Here is a 17,573-nt window from a genome sequence, read left to right as displayed (position 1 = left end):
ACGCGGTCTTCTGCGCCGTCTGCGGGGCCAAGGTATCCGGGGTGCCGGAGACTGCTGCCGCGGCCGGGGAGGCCGCTCCACCCGCCCCCGAGGAGCCCGCGCCGGCCGCGGCCGGGGAGGCCGCTCCACCCGCCCCCGAGGAGCCCGCGCCGGCCGCGGCCGGGGAGGCCGCTCCGCCCCTGGAGGAGACGCATGCCTGCCCGAAATGCGGGGCTGGCATAGCCGACAAGGATGTGGTCTTCTGCGCAGCATGCGGCACGAAGGTGCGTGAATGATCCAGGTCTACACCGGGGACGGAAAGGGCAAGACAACCGCGGCCCTGGGCCAGGCTCTGCGTGCCATGGGCCACGGCATGAAGGTCTTCATGATCCAGTTCATGAAGGGCCGGACCTACGGCGAGCTCATCACCTGTGAGAGGTGCCTGCCCGACCTGACCATCGTCATGTCCGGCCGTGACGAGTTCGTGAAGAAGGGAGAGCCGGAGGAGGTAGACCTGCGCATGGCCCGCGAGGGCCTCGACCTGGCCAGGAAGGTCGTGTCGGAAGGCCAGCACAACATGCTCATCCTTGACGAGATCAACGTGGCAATCGACTACGGCCTGCTCCCCCTCGCGGAGGTGCTCGACTTCCTGCGCTCATGCCCCCGCGAGTTGGAGGTCGTCTGTACGGGCAGGTACGCGCCGGGCGAGATCGTGGACCTGGCCGACACGGTGAGCGAGATACGCGAGGTGAAACACCACTACCAACAGGGCTTAGAGATGAGGAAGGGAATAGAGTACTGAGCCGGCGGGATATGCCGGACAGCGCCCGGCAACAGCGAGGTGATGGATGGTGGGGAAGCAGAGATGGCTCGCGGAGGAATACGGCCCCTCCCCGCAGCGGGACGCGGTTTTCACCACCGTCTCCGGTGAGGAGCTGCAGCCCCTGTATACCCCGGAGGACGTGGAGGGCCAGGACTACGAGGAGGACCTGGGTTATCCAGGCCTATATCCTTACACCCGGGGCATCCAGCCGAACATGTACCGGGGGCGCCTGTGGACCATGCGCCAGTTCGCCGGTTTCGGTTCCGCCGAGGACACCAACCAGCGCTACAAGTTCCTGCTGGAGAGGGGGCAGACGGGCCTCTCGGTGGCCTTCGACATGCCTACCCTCATGGGCCGTGACTCCGACGACCCCCGCTCCGAGGGCGAGGTGGGCCGCTGTGGCGTGGCCATAGATTCCCTCGCGGATATGGAGGTCCTCTTCGACGGCATCGACCTGCGCGCCATCACCACCTCCATGACCATCAACGGCCCCGCTTCCGTGCTCCTGGCCTTCTACCTCTGCGTGGGAGAGAAACAGGGGGCCTCCTTCTCCGAGCTGGGGGGCACCATCCAGAACGATATCTTGAAGGAATACATCGCCCAGAAGAGCTGGATATTCCCGCCCCGGCCTTCCCTGCGCATCATCACCGACATCCTGGCCTTCTGCTCGGCCGAGGTCCCTCGCTGGAACACCATCTCCATCAGCGGCTACCACATACGTGAAGCCGGCTCCACGGCGGTGCAGGAGCTGGCCTTCACCCTGGCCGACGGGTTCGCTTACGTGGAGGCGGGCATAGAGGCGGGACTCGACGTGGACGCCTTCGCCCCCCGCCTCTCCTTCTTCTTCAACTCCCACGTGGACTTCTTCGAGGAGATCGCCAAGTACCGCGCCGCCCGGCGCATCTGGGCCAGGCACATGAAGGAGAAGTACGCCGCGAAAGACCCCCGCTCCTGGATGCTGCGCTTTCACACCCAGACCGCCGGCTGTTCCCTCACCGCCCAGCAGCCCGAGAACAACATAGTAAGGACCGCTTTCCAGGCCCTCTCCGCCGTGCTCGGGGGGACCCAGAGCCTGCACACCAACTCCATGGACGAGACCCTTGCCCTGCCCACGGAGAAGGCGGTGGAGATCGCGCTGCGCACCCAGCAGCTCATCGCCTACGAGACCGGGGTGACCAACGTCATCGACCCCCTGGCCGGCTCGTACTTCGTGGAAGCCCTGACCACGCGCATGGAGGAACAGGCGGAGGAGTATTTCCGCAGAATAGAGGAACTCGGCGGAGTGCTCGAGGCCATCGAGGTGGGTTTTTTCCAGCGTGAGATAGCCGACGCCGCCTATCGCTACCAGCGTGAGATAGAGAGGGGCGAGCGCGTGGTGGTGGGGCTCAACCGCTTTCAGAACGCAGACGAGGCCATCGCCATCGATCTGCTCAAGATCGATCCCGCGGTGGAGAAGAAGCAGAGGGAGAAGCTGGCGGCGCTGCGTGCCTCCCGCGCCTCATCACAGGTCGAGACCAGCCTGGCGGAGCTGAGGGAGGGGGCGGAAGGGAAAGCCAACCTCATGCCGCTGATCATCTCCTGCGCCCGCGCCTACTGCACCGAGGGAGAGATCATCGGAGTGTTGCGCGAGGTCTTCGGGGAATACCGCGAGACGGCCCTCTTCTAGGCCATCTCCGCCCTTATCCTGGCCACGCGCCTGCCGTCATATGATGGACGCTCCAGGGACGGAGGACGGGGCCGCTCGTTCTTGCTTTGCTCACCGCGGAAATTCCTATATACTGATGACGGTTCATTGGTCCGGCCACTGAACTCCCAATCGAAACCAGGAGGGACTGTGAACCCGGAAAGACACCGTGTTCTCATCGCCAAACCCGGCCTCGACGGGCACGACCGGGGCGCCAAGGTGGTCGCCCGGGGCCTCGCGGAGGCGGGCTACGAGGTAGTCTATACCGGACTGCACCAGACACCGGAACAGATCGCCGAAGCGGCGTTGCAGGAGGACGTCGAGGCTGTAGGTCTGTCCGTCCTCTCCGGTGCCCACATGACCCTCTTCCCCAGGGTGATGGAACTCCTGCGGGCGCGGGGCGGGGAAGGCATCCTGGTCTTCGGGGGCGGAATAATCCCCGAGGAAGACATCCGTGAACTCACCGCCATGGGGGTGGCGGGCATCTTCACGCCCGGGACCCCTATCTCGGGCATCGTCTCCTTTCTAGAGGACAAGCTCGGTTGATATGTGGCCTTACCTTTTTATGCAGCAAGAAGGACATCGTTCCCGTGCTTGATTGAGGCGAAAAATATCTAATATAATAGGATGGCCCGTGCCGGAGATGCCCTGTCTTTCCACGGGCGGACCCCGGCATTACAGATAGAGTAAGGTAAGCGATATAGGACGAAAAAAGGAACGGAGCGGGGTAAATCATGTGCGCTGAAGAACTTGATTTCGTCGAAAAGTACGACCTCCTCGGTTGCATCCAGTGTGGAAGGTGCACGGGTGGTTGCCCTGTCGCCCTGAGGACGGATCTCAGGGTAAGGTGCTTCATGTACGACACCCAGAACGAGGAGCTGCTCGAGGAGATCTCCGAGAAGCCGGAGATCTGGGACTGCACCACCTGTTACACCTGCGCCGCCCGCTGCCCCAAGGGACTGGAGCCCATGGAGGTGCTCATCGGCCTGCGCAGCCTGCAGATCGAGGAGGGGAAGGTACAGCCCACCGTGCGCGACGCCCTCGAGTCCATCTTCAAGGACGGCAACCCGTGGGGATCGCCGCGCGCCAAGCGCCTCGATTGGGCCGCCGACCTGGAGGTCGAGGTCCTTGAGCCGGAAGCGGAGGAGACCACCGACGTGCTCCTCTTCATCTGCTGCACCGACGCCTATGACCCTCGGATCATGAAGGTGGCCCAGGCACTGGTCAAGGTGCTGCAGGCGGCAGGAGTCGACTTCGGGCTCATCGGAGAGGACGAGAGCTGCTGCGGCAGCGAGGTGCGCCGCCTCGGCGAGGAGGGCCTCTTCGAGATGTGCGACGAGGAGAACGTCGAGATGCTCAACTCCTTCAACGTCAACCGCATCGTGGCCATCAGCCCCCACTGCTACAACACGCTCAAGAAGGAATACCACGGCCTCAAGGTGCCCGTCCTGCACTACACCGAGCTGGTGGCAGAGCTGCTCGAGGACGGCAAGCTGGAGATCCCCGGGGAGATCGCCAAGGTCGTCACCTACCACGATCCCTGTTTCCTGGGCAAGCAGAACGATATCTACGACGAGCCCAGGTACATCATCACCCGCATCCCCGGAGTGGATTTCAAGGAGTTCGACCGCTGCCGCGAGCGCAGCCTGTGCTGCGAGGGCGGCGGGGGCAAGATGTGGGTGGAGAGCGAGTCCAAGGAGGAGCGGCTCGCCGAGATCAGGATAGAGGACGCCAAGGAGATGGGCGCGCAGGTCGTCGCCGTGGCATGTCCTTTCTGCCTGCTCACGCTGGAAGATGCCACCAAGGTCAAAGGAGTTGAAGAGGAGATGCAGGTCATGGATATCCTCGAGCTCCTGGCTGAGGCTTTGTAGATAGATCGAGCCATAGCGCTGTCATAGCAGGAACCGGATGAGGAAAGAAGAGGTGAATCGCGTATGAACATGGTGGTATGCGTAAAGAGGGTCCCGGACACCAGCGAGTCCGAGGTCCACATCGATGCCTCCGGAAAGGATATCGACAAGAGCAGACTATCCTTTGGGATCAACGAGTGCGATAACTACGCCGTTGAGGAGGCCATCCAGATCAAGGAGCGCCTTGAGGGCAACGTCACCGTCATCAGCCTGGGCGGCAAGGACTCGGACGAGGTCATCCGCATGGCGCTTGCCAAGGGCGGCGACGAGGCCATCCGCCTCGAGGACGACGCCTTCGCGGGCGGAGACGCACTGGCCGTGGCCAAGGCTCTGGCGGCGGCCATCAAGGGCCTGGAGTACGACATCGTCTTCGCCGGCTCACTCACCGACGACGACGGTTACGCCGCGGTGCCGGTGGCCCTGGCCGAGCTGCTGGGGGTCCCCCACGCCACCTACGTAAAGAAGGTGGAGGTCCTCGAGCCTGGAAAGAGGGCCAAGGTGGGGCGGGAGCTCGAGGGTGGCCTCATGGAGTTCCTCGAGATCGACATGCCCTGCGTACTTGGCATCCAGACCGGTATCAACGAGCCCCGTTACGCTTCCTTCAAGGGCATCAAGCAAGCGGCAAAGAAGGAGATCACCGTGAAATCAGCCGCAGACCTGGGGCTGGACGCCGCCGACGTCGGCGAGGCGGGTTCATGGGCGGTGCTGGAGCAGTTCACGCCGCCGGTGGTTGGAGAGATGGCCGAGATGCTGGAGGGCGAGCCCGAGGAGACCGCGGCGAAGTTGGCCGGCATCCTGAAAGAGAAGGGGCTGGTATAAATGAAAGACATCTTCGTACTCGTAGAGCACCGCCGCGGCGAGATGCGCGACGTCTCGGTCGAGATGCTGTGCGGCGCCGGCAAGCTTGGCGGGACCGTGGTCGCCGTCGTGCTGGGCAAGGACGTCGATGCCTTCGCCGAGAAGGCCGCGGGCTTCGCGGACAAGGTCCTGTACATAAACGACGCCATGTTCGAGAACTACAACTCCGAGCTGTACCAGAAGGCGCTCTCGGCCCTCATCAAGGAGCAGGGACCGGGGCTGGTGCTCATCGGTAACACCGCTCAGGGTGTGGACCTGGCCCCCGCACTGGCGGTCGAGCTGGGAGCCCCACTGGTCACCGACGTGACCGCGGTGGAGATGGACGGCGACAAGCCCAAGCCTACCCGCCAGTTCTACGGCGGCAAGCTGGACGCGCACCTGACCATGAAGGACGCCGATCTCTACATCCTCACCATCCGTGAGGCCACCTTCGTGGCAGAGGAGCCTTCCAAGTCGGGAGAGGTCGTCAAGGCGGACAACCCGGTGAGCGAGGACGTGGCATACCGCAAGTTCGTGGAGTACGTGGAGCCCGAGGTCGGAGACGTGGACATCACCCAGAGCGCCCTGCTGGTGGGCGTGGGCCGCGGCATCCGCGAGGACAAGAACCTGCCCGTGGTGGAGGAACTCGCCCAGGCCATCGGGGCGGACCTCGCCGCCTCCCGCGCCGTGGTGGACGCGGGCTGGCTGCCTTCGGACCGCCAGGTGGGTATCTCGGGCAAGACGGTGAAGCCCAAGCTCTACCTGGCCGTGGGCATCTCGGGCGCGTTCCAGCACGTAACCGGCATGAAGGGCTCCGAGGTCATCGTGGCCATCAACAAGGACCCCGACGCCCCCATCTTCGGCATCGCCGACTACGGCATCGTGGACGACCTCTTCAAGGTGGTCCCCAAGCTGGTTGAGAAGATCAAGGAGTTGAAGGGCGCTTAAGCGTTGTCATTGAGACCGGACTCCTCCGGTTGCCATAATGAAATTGCAGGATAATCGACCTTTTAACGAAGGCACGAGGAGGACTTAAGACATATGAACGGTAAACCAAGGATCGGGGTCTATGTCTGTCACTGCGGCACGAACATAGCCGGTACCGTGGACGTGGAGGAAGTGGTCAAGTTCGCGCAGACCCTGCCCGACGTCACGGTGGCGCGCAACTACAGCTACATGTGTTCGGACCCGGGGCAGGCGCTGATCACCGACGACATCGAGAAGGCGGGCCTCAACCGCGTGGTGGTGGCCTCATGCTCGCCGCGCATGCACGAGCCCACCTTCCGCAAGACGCTGCTGTCCGGCGGCCTCAACCCCTACTTCCTGGAGATGGCCAACATCCGCGAGCAGTGCTCGTGGGTGCACTCGGACCCCATAGCCGCCACCGAGAAGGCCAAGCGCGTGGTGGAGGCGGCGGTGGTGAAGTCGCGCCGCCTGGAACCACTGGACGCCAAAGAGGTGGACGTGGAGCCATCCTGCCTGGTCATCGGGGCGGGCATCGCCGGCATCCAGGCCGCCCTGGACATCGCGGACGCCGGCTTCAAGGTCTACCTGGTGGAGAAGGAACCCTCCGTGGGCGGACATATGATCCAGCTCGACAAGACCTTCCCCACCCTGGACTGCTCGGCCTGCATCATGACCCCCAAGATGGTGGACGTGAACAACCATCCCAACATCGAACTCATGACCTACTCCCAGGTGGAGGAGATCGGCGGCTACATCGGCAACTTCGATATCAAGGTGCGCAAGAAATCCCGTTATGTCGATGTGAACAAGTGCACCGGCTGTGGTGACTGCGCGGATGCCTGCCGCATGGCGGGGCGTTTCCCAAACGAGTTCGATGAGGGCATGGGGATGCGGGGCGCCATCTACATGCCCTTCCCCCAGGCGGTGCCAGCCAAGTACACCATCGACAAGGAAGGCTGCCTCTTCCTCACCAAGGGCAAGTGCGGCGAGTCTCCCAAGTGCAAGGACGCCTGCCAGGCCGGGGCCATCAACTTCGACCTGGAGGACGAGGTCGTGGAGTTCAAGGTGGGCACGATCATCGTGGCCACCGGCTACGACGTCTTCGACGCCAGCCTGAAGCCGGAATACGCCTACGGAGTGTACGACAACGTGCTCACTGCCCTGGAGTTCGAGCGCCTGGTCAACGCCTCCGGACCCACCGGCGGCAAGGTCACCATGATCGAGCGTGGCAAGAAAAAGAAGAAGAAGGAGGGCGAGGAGGAGGAACCGCCGAAGGTCCCCGAGAGCATCACCTTCATCCAGTGTGTGGGCTCGCGCGACAAGAGTGTAGGCAACGAGTACTGTTCGCGCGTGTGCTGCATGTACACCGCAAAGCTGGCCCACCTGGTCAAGGACAAGGTGGGCCACGACTGCGACGTGACTATCTTCTACATGGACGTGCGCGCCTTCGGTAAGGGCTTCGAGGAGTTCTACGACCGGGTCAGGCGCGAGGGCGTAAAGTACATCCGCGGCAACCCCTCCGAGATCTACAAGCGGGGCGACAAGCTCATCGTCAGGGCCGAGGACACCCTGACCTCCACCCCCCTGGAGCACGAGACGGACATGGTGGTGCTCTCGGTAGGGCTGGTGCCGCGCCGGGACAACCGGGAGATCATCGACCTGCTCAAGCTCTCACAGACCTCGGACCTCTTCTACATGGAGGCCCACCCCAAGCTGAGGCCGGTGGACACCGCCTCGGACGGCGTGTACCTCGCCGGGGTATGCCAGGGGCCGAAGGACATCCCCGACGCCGTAGCCCAGGCCAAGGGCGCCGCCTCGGCGGCAATGATCCCCATGGCCTCGGGCAAGGTGAAGGTGGAGGCCCAGACCTCCTTCGTGGACGAAGCCACATGCCGCGGCTGCGGCTTCTGCGTGGAGCTGTGCCCCTACACCGCCATCGAGCTGGTGGAGGTCAACCGGATGGGCTGGCCGGTGAACGTGGCCAGGGTCAACGAGGCCCTGTGCAAGGGCTGCGGCGCCTGCGCCGCCGCCTGCCTCTCCGGCTCCATCCAGCAGCGCTCCTTCAAGGACTGGCAACTACTGCCGCAGATCCAGGCTTTGGGGGTGAAGTAGAACATGGCGGAGAAGAACGATTTCGAGCCGAATATCGTGGCCTTTCTGTGCAACTGGTGCTCCTATGCCGGGGCCGACCTGGCGGGCACCTCACGCATCCAGTACCCGTCCAACGTGCGGGTGATCCGGGTCATGTGTTCGGGCAGGGTCAACCCCCTCTTCATCATGAACGCGCTGCAGCAAGGGGCGGACGGGGTGCTCATCTCCGGGTGCCACCCCGGCGACTGCCACTACATGCAGGGCAACTACTACGCGCGGCGCCGCTTCAACCTCATGCGCAACTTCCTGGAGCACCTGGGAGTCGAGCCACAGCGGGTGCGCATGAGCTGGGTCTCGGCCTCAGAGGGCGCCAAGTGGAAGGAAGTGATCGAGGAGGTAAGGGAGGGCGTCAAGGAAGTCGGACCCATGGATCAGTTCAAACGGAGGCAGTTAAATTGGTAGACCTTACTAAACTCAGAGAGATGGCCAAAGAGGTGATCTCCAGGGAGGACGTGAGGGAGCTCATCGGGTACCGCCCCGGCACCTACGGCTTCCGGGTCCGTCCGGCTTTCGTCACGGGTCCTGACGATGCGGACGACCTCGTCTTCACGCCCGCCTGCGTCAACAACCTGGCCAGCTACATCGTCCTGGAGGAGAAGCTCCCGGTAAAGCGGGGAGAGGAGCCCGACCTGCGTAAGGTCGCGGTGATGGTCAAGGGCTGCGACTCCCGCGCGTTGCTGCAGCAGATGGAGGAGAAGGCCTACCCCCGCGAGCGTATCCTGGTGCTGGGCATCCCCTGCACCGGGGTGGTGGACATGGCCAAGGTGCAGGCGAGATTCCCGGATGTCCTGGAAGTGGGCGAGATCGCCCTGGAGGGCGAAAAGCTCGTGCTTTCGGCGGGCGGCACGAAGGAGGAGGTCCCCAAGGAGGAGCTGCTGGCGGACAAGTGCACGCGCTGCCGCTATCCCACTCCCCTGGTCTACGACGAACTCCTGGACGCGGAGGTGGAGCGTTTCGCCGATGACGACTACGCGGACGTCGCGGAGATGGAGAAACGTTCGGCCGCGGACAAGTGGGCATACTGGGAGGAAAAGTTCAACCGCTGCATCCGCTGCTATTCCTGCCGCAACGTCTGCCCCATGTGCTACTGCGAGGACTGCGTTCTGCTGCGCCTGCAACCCCAGTGGATGCGCCGCAGCGTGGACCTCAGCGAGAACACCGCCTACCATATCTCCCGCGCCTACCACCTGGCCGGCCGCTGCATCCAGTGCGGCGAGTGCCAGCGGGTATGCCCGGTGGACATCCCGCTCATGGAGCTGAACCGCAAGTTCTCCAAGGACGTGCTGGAGCTGTACGACTACGAGCCGGGAACCGACGTCGAGAATCCGCCCCTGCTCTCGACCTTCAAGGTCGAGGACCGTGAAGACTTCATAATGTAAGAGGTGGGTGCCATGGCAGTAAAGAAACTAAGCAAGGAAAAGCTCGGAGAGGCCCTGGGCGAGCTCTCCAAATTCCGCCTCATCGCGCCCGCCAAGTCGGATGATGTGGTGGTCTTCAAGCAGATAGGCGATGCCGGGGAGGCCTTCCTGGGCTACGGCAACTCCACCGTACCCCCCAAGAAGTTCGCCTTCCCCCAGACGGAGACTCTGTTCCGCTTCGTCGTCGGCAACCCCGAGCTGAATGAGAAGAACGTGGAGGAGGAAGGGACCACGGTCATCTTCGGGCTGCGCCCATGCGACGCCCGGGCCATGGCCATCGTGGACAAGCTCTTTTCCTGGGACTTCGAAGACCCCTACTACCTCAAGCGCCGCGAGCTGACCACCCTGGTGGGGATGGCCTGCGTGGAGCCCCCCTCGGTGAACTGTTTCTGCGCCTCCGTGGGGGGAAATCCCTTCGGCACGGAGGGACTGGACATGCTCCTCACGGACATGGGTGACTACTACCTGGTGCAGGAGCTGACCGACAAGGGCAAGAAGCTCGCCGAGACGCTCTCCGCGCAGCTGGAGGACGCCGCGGCGGACGACGAAAAGAAGGCGGAGCAGATGGCCCTGGACGCGAAGGGCAAGATCCGCCGCTCCATAGACACCGCGGGCATCCCGGAAAAGCTTCCCGACCTGTGGGAGAACGAGCTGTGGAAGAAGGTCTCCGCCGCCTGCCTGGGCTGTGGCATCTGCACCTATCTCTGCCCCACCTGCCATTGCTTCGACATCCAGGACGAGGTGGAGGAGATGGGGGAGGGGCGCCGCTGCCGCATGTGGGACTCCTGCATGTTCGGGGAGTACACCGTGCACGCGTCGGGGCATAACCCGCGGCCTACCCGCAAGGAGAGGACGCGCAACCGCATCAACCACAAGTACTCCTACTACCCGGAGCACTTCGAGGTCATCGCCTGCGTGGGCTGCGGCCGCTGCATCAACCTATGCCCGGTGAACATAGATATCCTGGACATACTCGATCAGGTGGTGGATGCCTCATGAAGAACCCATACATCCCTTATAGGGTAAACATCATCGACGCGTGGTACGAGGCGCCCGGCGAACGCTGCATCAAGACCTTCAAGGTCACTTTCGCCGACGAGAAGGTATGGGACGCCTGGAGCCACAAGCCGGGCAACTGCGCCATGGTGGGCATCCCCGGCGTGGGAGAATCGATGTTCTGCATCTCCTCCTCGCCGACGGAGAAGGGTTATCTGCGCTTCAGTATCATGAAGGCGGGCAAGAACACCTCCGCCCTGCACGAGCTGGAGGCGGGCGACTCCTTCTTTATCCGCGGCCCCCTGGGCAACAGCTTTCCCCTGGACGAATGGAAGGGCAAGAACATCGTGACCATCGGCGGCGGCATCGGGCAGGCCCCCCTGCGCCCGGTGATCCAGTGGGTGCGTGACAACCGCGCCGACTACGGCGAGCTGGAACTCATCTATGGCGCCCGTACCTCCGAGGACCACTGCTTCAAGGCGGAGTTCGAGGAGATCGGTAAGAGCGGGGACTGCGAATGCCACCTCTCCATCGACGTTGAGGAGGAGAAGTGGCCCCACTTCGTGGGCTTCGTCCCCTCGCTGCTCATGGAGGTGGCGCCCAAGCCGGAGAATACCATCGCGGTCACCTGCGGGCCACCGGTGATGATCAACTTCGTGCTCAAGAACCTCGAGGAGCTGGGCTTCACCCCGGACCAGGTATATACCACCCTGGAGAACCGCATGAAGTGCGGCATCGGCAAGTGTGGCCGCTGCAACGTGGGGCACCTCTACGTCTGCAAGGACGGCCCGGTCTTCTCCTACGCGCAACTGAAGGAGATCCCCGAGGCCTTCGCCTGATCGCGCGAATACGGAATCGAAGGGGCTGAGGAGACTCGGCCCCTTTTCTCTTATCCTGCTTCGTCTTGCGGGTGTTGGAGCGCTGATACGGGCTTAAGCTCTTTATTGGAAATCATTCAATTATCTGGCGCCATATGGTACAACACCGCTAGGCGTTCATCGCCGCCGCGGCCTTTTACTCATGGCGCGGCATGGGAAGGATAATACCTGTAGCGCGCGGAAATATGCGCAAAGAGGAGGGAGATTTGGTCTTCAGGATGCAGACGGGGCGGGTCCTCCGCCATATGATGTTGGCGTTGCTGGTCATCGTGGGCGCCGTGGTGATCATCGCGGGACTGGCCTTCGTCGGACTGGATATCGCTTACGCCAACCACGTCTTCAAGGGGGTTTATGTAGAGGGCATCAATATCGGCAGCATGAGCCGCGCCGAGGCCATCGAGGAACTCCGTTCCGAACTGGACTTGGCCACCCTCAACAGCGACCTCGTGCTGGCTTTCGACGGCTATACCTGGCCGCTCCCCCTCTTCGAGATCGACGCCTACGTCGACGTGGAGGCCACCGTGGACAGGGCAATGGAGGCCGGCAGCGATATACCGTTCTACGAGCGCTGGGCCAACCGCGCCACCTTCCGCGGCCTGGACCGCGATGTCGAGCTGGTCATCCACTACGACCGCCAGAAACTGGACTCCTTTATCTCAACCCTTGAGACGACCATAGACCGCCCGCCGGTGGATGCGGAGATCCGCCTCGAGGGCCGCAGCCTGATCGTGCAGAGGTCACAGGACGGCTGGAAGCTCGATAGCGAGCTGGCGAGAAAGAGCGTCCTGGAGGCGCTCTCCGAATCCGACCGCACCGCGGAGCTGCAGATAGAGGTCACGGCGCCCCGGGTTTCCGATGCGCAGGTGGGCAAGGTGATCGTCGTGGACAAGGCCAACCACCAGCTCACCCTCTACAGCAACATGGAGATCGAGAAGCAGTACCCGGTGGCCGTGGGCATGTCATCCTGGCCTACCCCCAGCGGCACCTTCAAGGTCACCAGCAAACAGAAGAACCCCACCTGGGTCAATCCCGGTACCCCGTGGGCGAAGACCATGCCCCCCTTCATCCCCGCCGGCCCCGGCAATCCCCTGGGGACCCGGGCCATCGGGACCAGCGCGCCGGGCGTCTTCATCCATGGCACCTACAGCTCTTATTCCATCGGCACCAACGCGTCCCACGGATGCATACGCATGTATATCAAGGATTCAGAGGACATCTTCGAGAGGGTCGAAGTCGGCATCCCCGTGCTCATCTACTGAGTACTGGACGTAGACGCCGCAGATAGCATAACCGGATGCTTTGATCTGGCGGGGGAAGCGATGTACGGATGCTTTGCACCGCTCCCATCGTAGCGGAGCGCTCTGTCCGCTACGACCTGGACAACCACCGCGGCGGCAACTCCACCATCGGCGCTCCCCAGGCGGGGGGTGATGGAGCCAGGCGCGATGGGAGTTGGCGACGAGGTGGAGGGGGCCGTGAAGGGGATTTATTTCAATGGTCTGGCGGTCGAGAATATCAGATAGGTACCGGATGAGCGGAAAAGGAGAAGAGATGAAGCTTAAGGCACACAACGTATGTTTGCTTATAACTGTAATGATCGCCATCATCACCGCGCCGGTACTGTCGGCAGGAATGGAGAGAGCGCGGGCGGATGAGCCTGCAGCTCCGGCGGCACCGTCAGGCCTTCGGGTCCTCTCCCGGCCGCAGGACAGCGGCATCCGCATCTCCCTCACCTGGGATGCCGTGGATGGCGCCTACGGTTATAACGTCTACCGCTCCGACACCGCCGATGGCCCCCTGTCTCCGATCGGGGGAAAGGCCGCGGACTCCATGCTCCTTTACCCCGTCTTCCTCGACGATGATATCGAGGTGGGAAAAGGATACTATTACGCGGTAAGCAGCGTGGACGAAGCGCTGCATGAGGGCCCGCTTTCCGGTCGGGTCTATGCGGTGCTGGACGCCGCGCTAAAAGCGGCGGCCGGCCCCAAGAAGATCGTCTGCTCCCTTTCCGACCAGCGCCTCTATTTCTACGAGGGCAGCCAGCTGGTGAACGTGACGCGCTGTTCCACGGGGTTGAACAACCGCACGCCAACCGGGAATTTCCGCATCCTTGGGCATTACGGGACCAATGTAGGCCTGGGCGGGGCGGTATGCGATTACTGGATGGCTTTCACCTCGGCCCACGGCATGCACTCGTGGCCGCGGGGCTCACGGACATATGAGACGGGGCTGGGCGCCCCCGCTTCCCATGGTTGCATCCGGCAGCACCCCATGGAGGCCTACTGGCCGTATTACTGGGCACCTGACGGCACCCCGCTGACCATCACCTACGCCTCCCTGGCGCCGCGCGTGGTCACCGGCTGCCATTCCTCCATCGGGGCACCGCAGCCCTCGGCTTCGTGGTATTTCGCGGAGGGCTTCACGGCCGAGGGCTACGACACCTTCCTGCTCCTGGCCAACCCGGGCGAAAGCGGCGTGCAGGCCAAGGTCACCTACTTCAAGGAGGGCGGCGAGGTGGTCGAGCAGACCTGCGCCGTCGCTCCCCATTCCCGTTTTACCCAGATGGTCGACGGTATCCCGGGCATGGACGCCGCTTCCTTCTCCATGCATGTGGAGGCGAGCGCTCCCGTCGTGGCCGAGCGTGCCATGTACTTCGCCGCCGGCAAGAAGACGGACGGCACGGTGTCCCTTGGGGCCGCCCAACTCTCCGAGGACTGGTATTTCGCCGAGGGCTTCACGGCCAACGGTTTCGATACCTTCCTCCTCCTGGCCAACCCGGGCGCGATCGGGGTGAACGTAAGGGTAGATTTCTTCCTGGAGAACGCGCCACCGTACCAGCACGTCATGCAGCTGGGGCCGCATTCCCGCCTGACGCTGCCGGTGGACTCCCTGCCGGTGGTGGGCGCCGCCTCCTTCTCCATGCAGGTACACGCCGACGGGCCCATCGTGGCGGAGCGGGCGATGTACTTCAACTTCGGTTACATAGACGGGGGCCATTCCAGCATGGGCGCCAGCAGGCCCTCGACAACATGGTATTTCGCCGAGGGATGCACGCGCCAGTTCTTGAACAGCTACATCATGCTCTGCAACCCCGGGGACTCGGATACGGTGGCCGGGATCGATTACTATCTCAACGACTCCAGCCTCAGGTACGAGTACCTGGTGCGGGCGCGCAGCCGTCTCACCGTGCCCATAGCCCTGCAGGGCGGTCTGGCCAACACCGAGATGGCCTTCACCGTGACCTCGGGCGCGCCCATCGTGGCGGAGCGCTCCGTCTATTACGACCTGGACAGCCACCGCGGCGGCAACTCGACCATCGGCGCTCCCCAGGCCTCTCCTACCTGGTTCTTCGCCGAGGGCTTCACCGACGGGGCCTTCGACACCTTTATCCTCCTCTCCAACCCGTCTCCCGCCCCCGCCCACGCGGTGGTCATCTGGCAGCGCGACGACGGCGCGGTCTTCTCCATCGGCTACGTGATCCAGCCCCATCGGCGCGTCTCCGTAGCCGTGGACAACGTGCCCGGGCTGGAGCGCACCTCGTTCTCCACCGTGGTCAGCTCGGACGTGCCGGTCATGGCGGAGCGGGTCATGTATTTCGTGATGCCGCGCGGCTATTGACCGGAGCACGGTGCTTTTCCGGCCCGAGCCTCCAGGTAACGGCCCCGCTCGCAAAGCCTCACGGAGACCGACCTGGTAGTTCTCGGGCTGGTGGCAGCGCAGACGCATGTGTGCCGATCAACAGCCGCGTGGCGGGGTTTGTACTGTCGGGGGACACCTGGGCCTGGTTTGCATCCATTGGCCACCTCAATGCACGCTTCCTGGCTCCTTTTTACCCGTTCCCCCTCGACGGTGCCCCCAAGCCCGCGTACTGCCCGTTACAGGTCGCGGCCTTTGCCGGAATCGCTGATGAAGGAAAGTTCTTCGGGATAGGGGCGGAAGAAGGTCTGTTGCTCAAGATATGCCTGGTCGAAACGGACGATCCAGGAGTTGACGATCCCCGTCGCCGCGCTCAGGGGGATGTTCCCGTCCCTGTACCTCTCCACGGTCTGGAGGAAATGGCTCCTCTCCCGGGCGGTGATCTCCTTTGAGAAGTACCCCAGGGCATGCATGAGCACGTTGATATTGGAGGTATAGCGGGGGGTCTTGGAGAGGGCGCGCGCGAAGTGTTCGCGGTAGGCGGGGATGATCTCCTTCATGCTCATGTGCTCGTGGTTGGCGACGATGTGTCCCAGGACCTTCAGCTCCGACTGGTTGTAGGCCATGAGCAGGAGCTTGTTGCGGGCGTGGAAGTCCACCAGGTCCTTCATGGCCCCAGCCTCCTCAATGGCGCGAAAACGGGCCCGGGCGAAGAGCCGGGTGAGGAAGTGCTCCCTGATGCGGAAGTTCTTGAGGCGCCCCTCGGATTCCACCGCCAGGTCCGGGAATGCCGCGGTCACCGCGCCGCCGAAGAAGCCGGGACCCCTGTCCATGGAGCCGGACTTACCGCCCGCGGCGTAGACCTTCACGTCGACCGGCCCGCAGGAGGGAGAGCGGGCCTTGAGCAGGAAGCCGTCCACCTTCCCCAGTGAAGCGATAAACCCCTCGCAGAAGTCCCGCATCTCCCGGGTCACATCTCTTCCGGTGGCGGGCTGGACCAGGCGGAGGGAGCCTTTGATCGCTTCGATATGGATGGGATCGCGCGGCACCCCCAGCCCGATCTCCACTTCGGGGCAGACCGTACGGTAGTCCACGAAAGCGCCGAGCCGGTCCGTGAGCTCGTCGGCAATCACCTCTCCGTTCCAGCGGCAGCGCTCGAAGCCCAGGCACCTGCTGACCACCACGACCGGTCTCTCAACGGCTTTCACGGCACTGACCCCCTTCCCCGCGTCAATAACCGTTCGTATGCGATGTCCGCGATGGTGGTGCTCCCTGAGAATTCATCCGATGGTGGTGCGGTTGCGCCCGGCGGACTTGCTGCTGTACATCAACTCGTCCGCCCTGTGTATCAGGGACTGCATATCGTCATCGGGCCTGGCGATGGTGCCTCCGACCGATATGGTGACGCCGATACTCCGGCCGTTGAGCGTGATGCTGGATCGCTCGACCATGGCGCGGAGTTTCTCGCTCACGGTCTTCAGGCGCTCGGAATCGACGTTGACGATGACGGCCACGAACTCCTCGCCGCCCCAACGGCATAAGGTATCGAAGGACCTGAGGCTGTTGGAGAGGGTCTTGGCGGCCATCTTCAATACGGAATCTCCCACTTCGTGTCCGTAAGAGTCGTTGATCCCCTTGAAATTGTCGAGATCCATGAAGAGGGCGCCAAATGTCCACCCGTAACGGTCCAGCTCCGCCAGGCGGAAGTTCAGGTTCATCTCGGCATAGCGGCGGTTGCCTACCCCGGTGAGGGAATCCAGCAGGGCCAGCCTCTGCAGTTCCTCGATGGTGTGCCGCGCGTCGATCTTGAAGCTGGCGTCGCTGAAGACCTCGACCGCCCCGATGATGTCGTCCCCGGGGCCCTTGATGGGGGCGACACGGATGGAGACCGGTACCCGGTGCCCCGACTTATGATGGAGGTAAAGCTCCTCCTCGCGGGCTTCGCCGTCCCTGAGGGTCTTGGCCGCCGGGCACAGGGAAGACTCACAAAGCCTGGCGCCGCTCTCGTCCACGTGTTCCAGGATGTTCTCGCGGCACAGGCAGCCGACGACTTCATCCCCCTCGTAACCGGTCAACCTCTCCGCGCCCTGGTTCCAGTAGGTTATGCGGCGTTCCGCATCCATGAAATAGACCCCGTCATAGAGGTTATCCAGCAGTCTCTTGTAGAAATCCTGCTCGTGTTCCATGGCGGTCTTCCCGTTTCTTCCGGACAGCTCCACTATCTTAATATACTCGTCTCGAGGTGATTTCCCTGCAAGCAGCAATCACCACGCCGGGTCCGTCGTGGAGGGCAAC

At 63.2% G+C, this 17,573-nt stretch carries 16 protein-coding genes; 14 read left to right on the top strand and 2 right to left on the bottom strand.

All coding sequences use genetic code 11. The features are described from left to right. The 14 genes from AB1384_03305 to AB1384_03240 form a co-directional block, all read left to right on the top strand. The coding region (locus AB1384_03305; GenBank protein ID MEW6553299.1) for a zinc ribbon domain-containing protein at positions 1–275 on the top strand (275 nt) is incomplete at its 5' end. Further along, positions 272–781 (top strand): cob(I)yrinic acid a,c-diamide adenosyltransferase, encoded by a 510-nt coding sequence (locus AB1384_03300; GenBank protein ID MEW6553298.1) that lies wholly within the window; start codon positions 272–274, stop codon positions 779–781. The genes AB1384_03305 and AB1384_03300, both read left to right, overlap by 4 nt. A gap of 46 nt (positions 782–827) precedes the next feature. Beyond that, positions 828–2,468, top strand: coding sequence for a methylmalonyl-CoA mutase family protein (locus tag AB1384_03295; protein ID MEW6553297.1), 1,641 nt, complete (start codon positions 828–830; stop codon positions 2,466–2,468). Between the two features lie 168 nt (positions 2,469–2,636). Next, a complete protein-coding gene (locus tag AB1384_03290) occupies positions 2,637–3,032 on the top strand; it encodes a cobalamin B12-binding domain-containing protein (GenBank protein MEW6553296.1) in 396 nt (131 codons plus the stop codon). A 188-nt stretch (positions 3,033–3,220) separates the two neighbouring features. Further along, complete coding sequence (locus tag AB1384_03285) at positions 3,221–4,357, top strand: (Fe-S)-binding protein (GenBank protein ID MEW6553295.1); 1,137 nt, start codon at positions 3,221–3,223, stop codon at positions 4,355–4,357. A 63-nt stretch (positions 4,358–4,420) separates the two neighbouring features. Continuing rightward, positions 4,421–5,215 (top strand): electron transfer flavoprotein subunit beta/FixA family protein, encoded by a 795-nt coding sequence (locus tag AB1384_03280; GenBank protein ID MEW6553294.1) that lies wholly within the window; start codon positions 4,421–4,423, stop codon positions 5,213–5,215. Beyond that, positions 5,216–6,181, top strand: coding sequence for an electron transfer flavoprotein subunit alpha/FixB family protein (locus tag AB1384_03275; protein MEW6553293.1), 966 nt, complete (start codon positions 5,216–5,218; stop codon positions 6,179–6,181). Between the two features lie 93 nt (positions 6,182–6,274). Next, a complete protein-coding gene (locus AB1384_03270; protein ID MEW6553292.1) occupies positions 6,275–8,311 on the top strand; it encodes a CoB--CoM heterodisulfide reductase iron-sulfur subunit A family protein in 2,037 nt (678 codons plus the stop codon). 3 nt (positions 8,312–8,314) lie between these two features. Next, complete coding sequence (locus tag AB1384_03265; protein ID MEW6553291.1) at positions 8,315–8,752, top strand: hydrogenase iron-sulfur subunit; 438 nt, start codon at positions 8,315–8,317, stop codon at positions 8,750–8,752. Further along, a complete protein-coding gene (locus AB1384_03260; protein MEW6553290.1) occupies positions 8,746–9,729 on the top strand; it encodes a 4Fe-4S dicluster domain-containing protein in 984 nt (327 codons plus the stop codon). The genes AB1384_03265 and AB1384_03260 overlap by 7 nt, the downstream gene beginning before the upstream one ends. Before the next feature lie 12 nt (positions 9,730–9,741). Then, positions 9,742–10,767, top strand: a complete 1,026-nt coding sequence (locus tag AB1384_03255) for a 4Fe-4S dicluster domain-containing protein (protein MEW6553289.1) — start codon at positions 9,742–9,744, stop codon at positions 10,765–10,767. Continuing rightward, positions 10,764–11,603, top strand: a complete 840-nt coding sequence (locus AB1384_03250; GenBank protein MEW6553288.1) for an FAD/NAD(P)-binding protein — start codon at positions 10,764–10,766, stop codon at positions 11,601–11,603. Before AB1384_03255 ends, AB1384_03250 begins: the two co-directional genes overlap by 4 nt. A 245-nt stretch (positions 11,604–11,848) precedes the next feature. Continuing rightward, positions 11,849–12,901, top strand: coding sequence for a L,D-transpeptidase/peptidoglycan binding protein (locus AB1384_03245; GenBank protein MEW6553287.1), 1,053 nt, complete (start codon positions 11,849–11,851; stop codon positions 12,899–12,901). Between the two features lie 292 nt (positions 12,902–13,193). Continuing rightward, positions 13,194–15,260 (top strand): L,D-transpeptidase family protein, encoded by a 2,067-nt coding sequence (locus AB1384_03240; GenBank protein ID MEW6553286.1) that lies wholly within the window; start codon positions 13,194–13,196, stop codon positions 15,258–15,260. 257 nt (positions 15,261–15,517) lie between these two features. Here AB1384_03240 and AB1384_03235 read toward each other — a convergent pair whose 3' ends face one another. Together AB1384_03235 and AB1384_03230 are read right to left on the bottom strand one after the other, a co-directional pair. Continuing rightward, entirely contained in the window at positions 15,518–16,486 is a 969-nt protein-coding gene (locus AB1384_03235; protein MEW6553285.1) for a DUF523 and DUF1722 domain-containing protein, read from the bottom strand. A 72-nt stretch (positions 16,487–16,558) separates the two neighbouring features. Beyond that, positions 16,559–17,464, bottom strand: a complete 906-nt coding sequence (locus AB1384_03230) for a sensor domain-containing diguanylate cyclase (protein MEW6553284.1) — start codon at positions 17,462–17,464, stop codon at positions 16,559–16,561. Positions 17,465–17,573: the final 109 nt, after the last annotated feature.

This window comes from Actinomycetota bacterium (assembly GCA_040757835.1).
Lineage (GTDB): Bacteria > Actinomycetota > Geothermincolia > Geothermincolales > RBG-13-55-18 > SURF-21.
The sequence above is the reverse complement of the archived record's forward strand: the minus strand, read 5'-3'. Positions and strand labels throughout refer to the sequence as shown.

Bases quoted from the DNA above. Each gene is read 5' to 3' on its own strand.
- AB1384_03300 (MEW6553298.1), top strand. From the start codon at position 272: ATGATCCAGGTCTACACCGGGGACGGAAAGGGCAAGACAACCGCGGCC.
- AB1384_03295 (MEW6553297.1), top strand. From the start codon at position 828: ATGGTGGGGAAGCAGAGATGGCTCGCGGAGGAATACGGCCCCTCCCCG.
- AB1384_03285 (MEW6553295.1), top strand. From the start codon at position 3,221: ATGTGCGCTGAAGAACTTGATTTCGTCGAAAAGTACGACCTCCTCGGT.
- AB1384_03280 (MEW6553294.1), top strand. From the start codon at position 4,421: ATGAACATGGTGGTATGCGTAAAGAGGGTCCCGGACACCAGCGAGTCC.
- AB1384_03275 (MEW6553293.1), top strand. From the start codon at position 5,216: ATGAAAGACATCTTCGTACTCGTAGAGCACCGCCGCGGCGAGATGCGC.
- AB1384_03270 (MEW6553292.1), top strand. From the start codon at position 6,275: ATGAACGGTAAACCAAGGATCGGGGTCTATGTCTGTCACTGCGGCACG.
- AB1384_03265 (MEW6553291.1), top strand. From the start codon at position 8,315: ATGGCGGAGAAGAACGATTTCGAGCCGAATATCGTGGCCTTTCTGTGC.
- AB1384_03255 (MEW6553289.1), top strand. From the start codon at position 9,742: ATGGCAGTAAAGAAACTAAGCAAGGAAAAGCTCGGAGAGGCCCTGGGC.
- AB1384_03250 (MEW6553288.1), top strand. From the start codon at position 10,764: ATGAAGAACCCATACATCCCTTATAGGGTAAACATCATCGACGCGTGG.
- AB1384_03240 (MEW6553286.1), top strand. From the start codon at position 13,194: ATGAAGCTTAAGGCACACAACGTATGTTTGCTTATAACTGTAATGATC.
- AB1384_03230 (MEW6553284.1), bottom strand. From the start codon at position 17,464: ATGGAACACGAGCAGGATTTCTACAAGAGACTGCTGGATAACCTCTAT.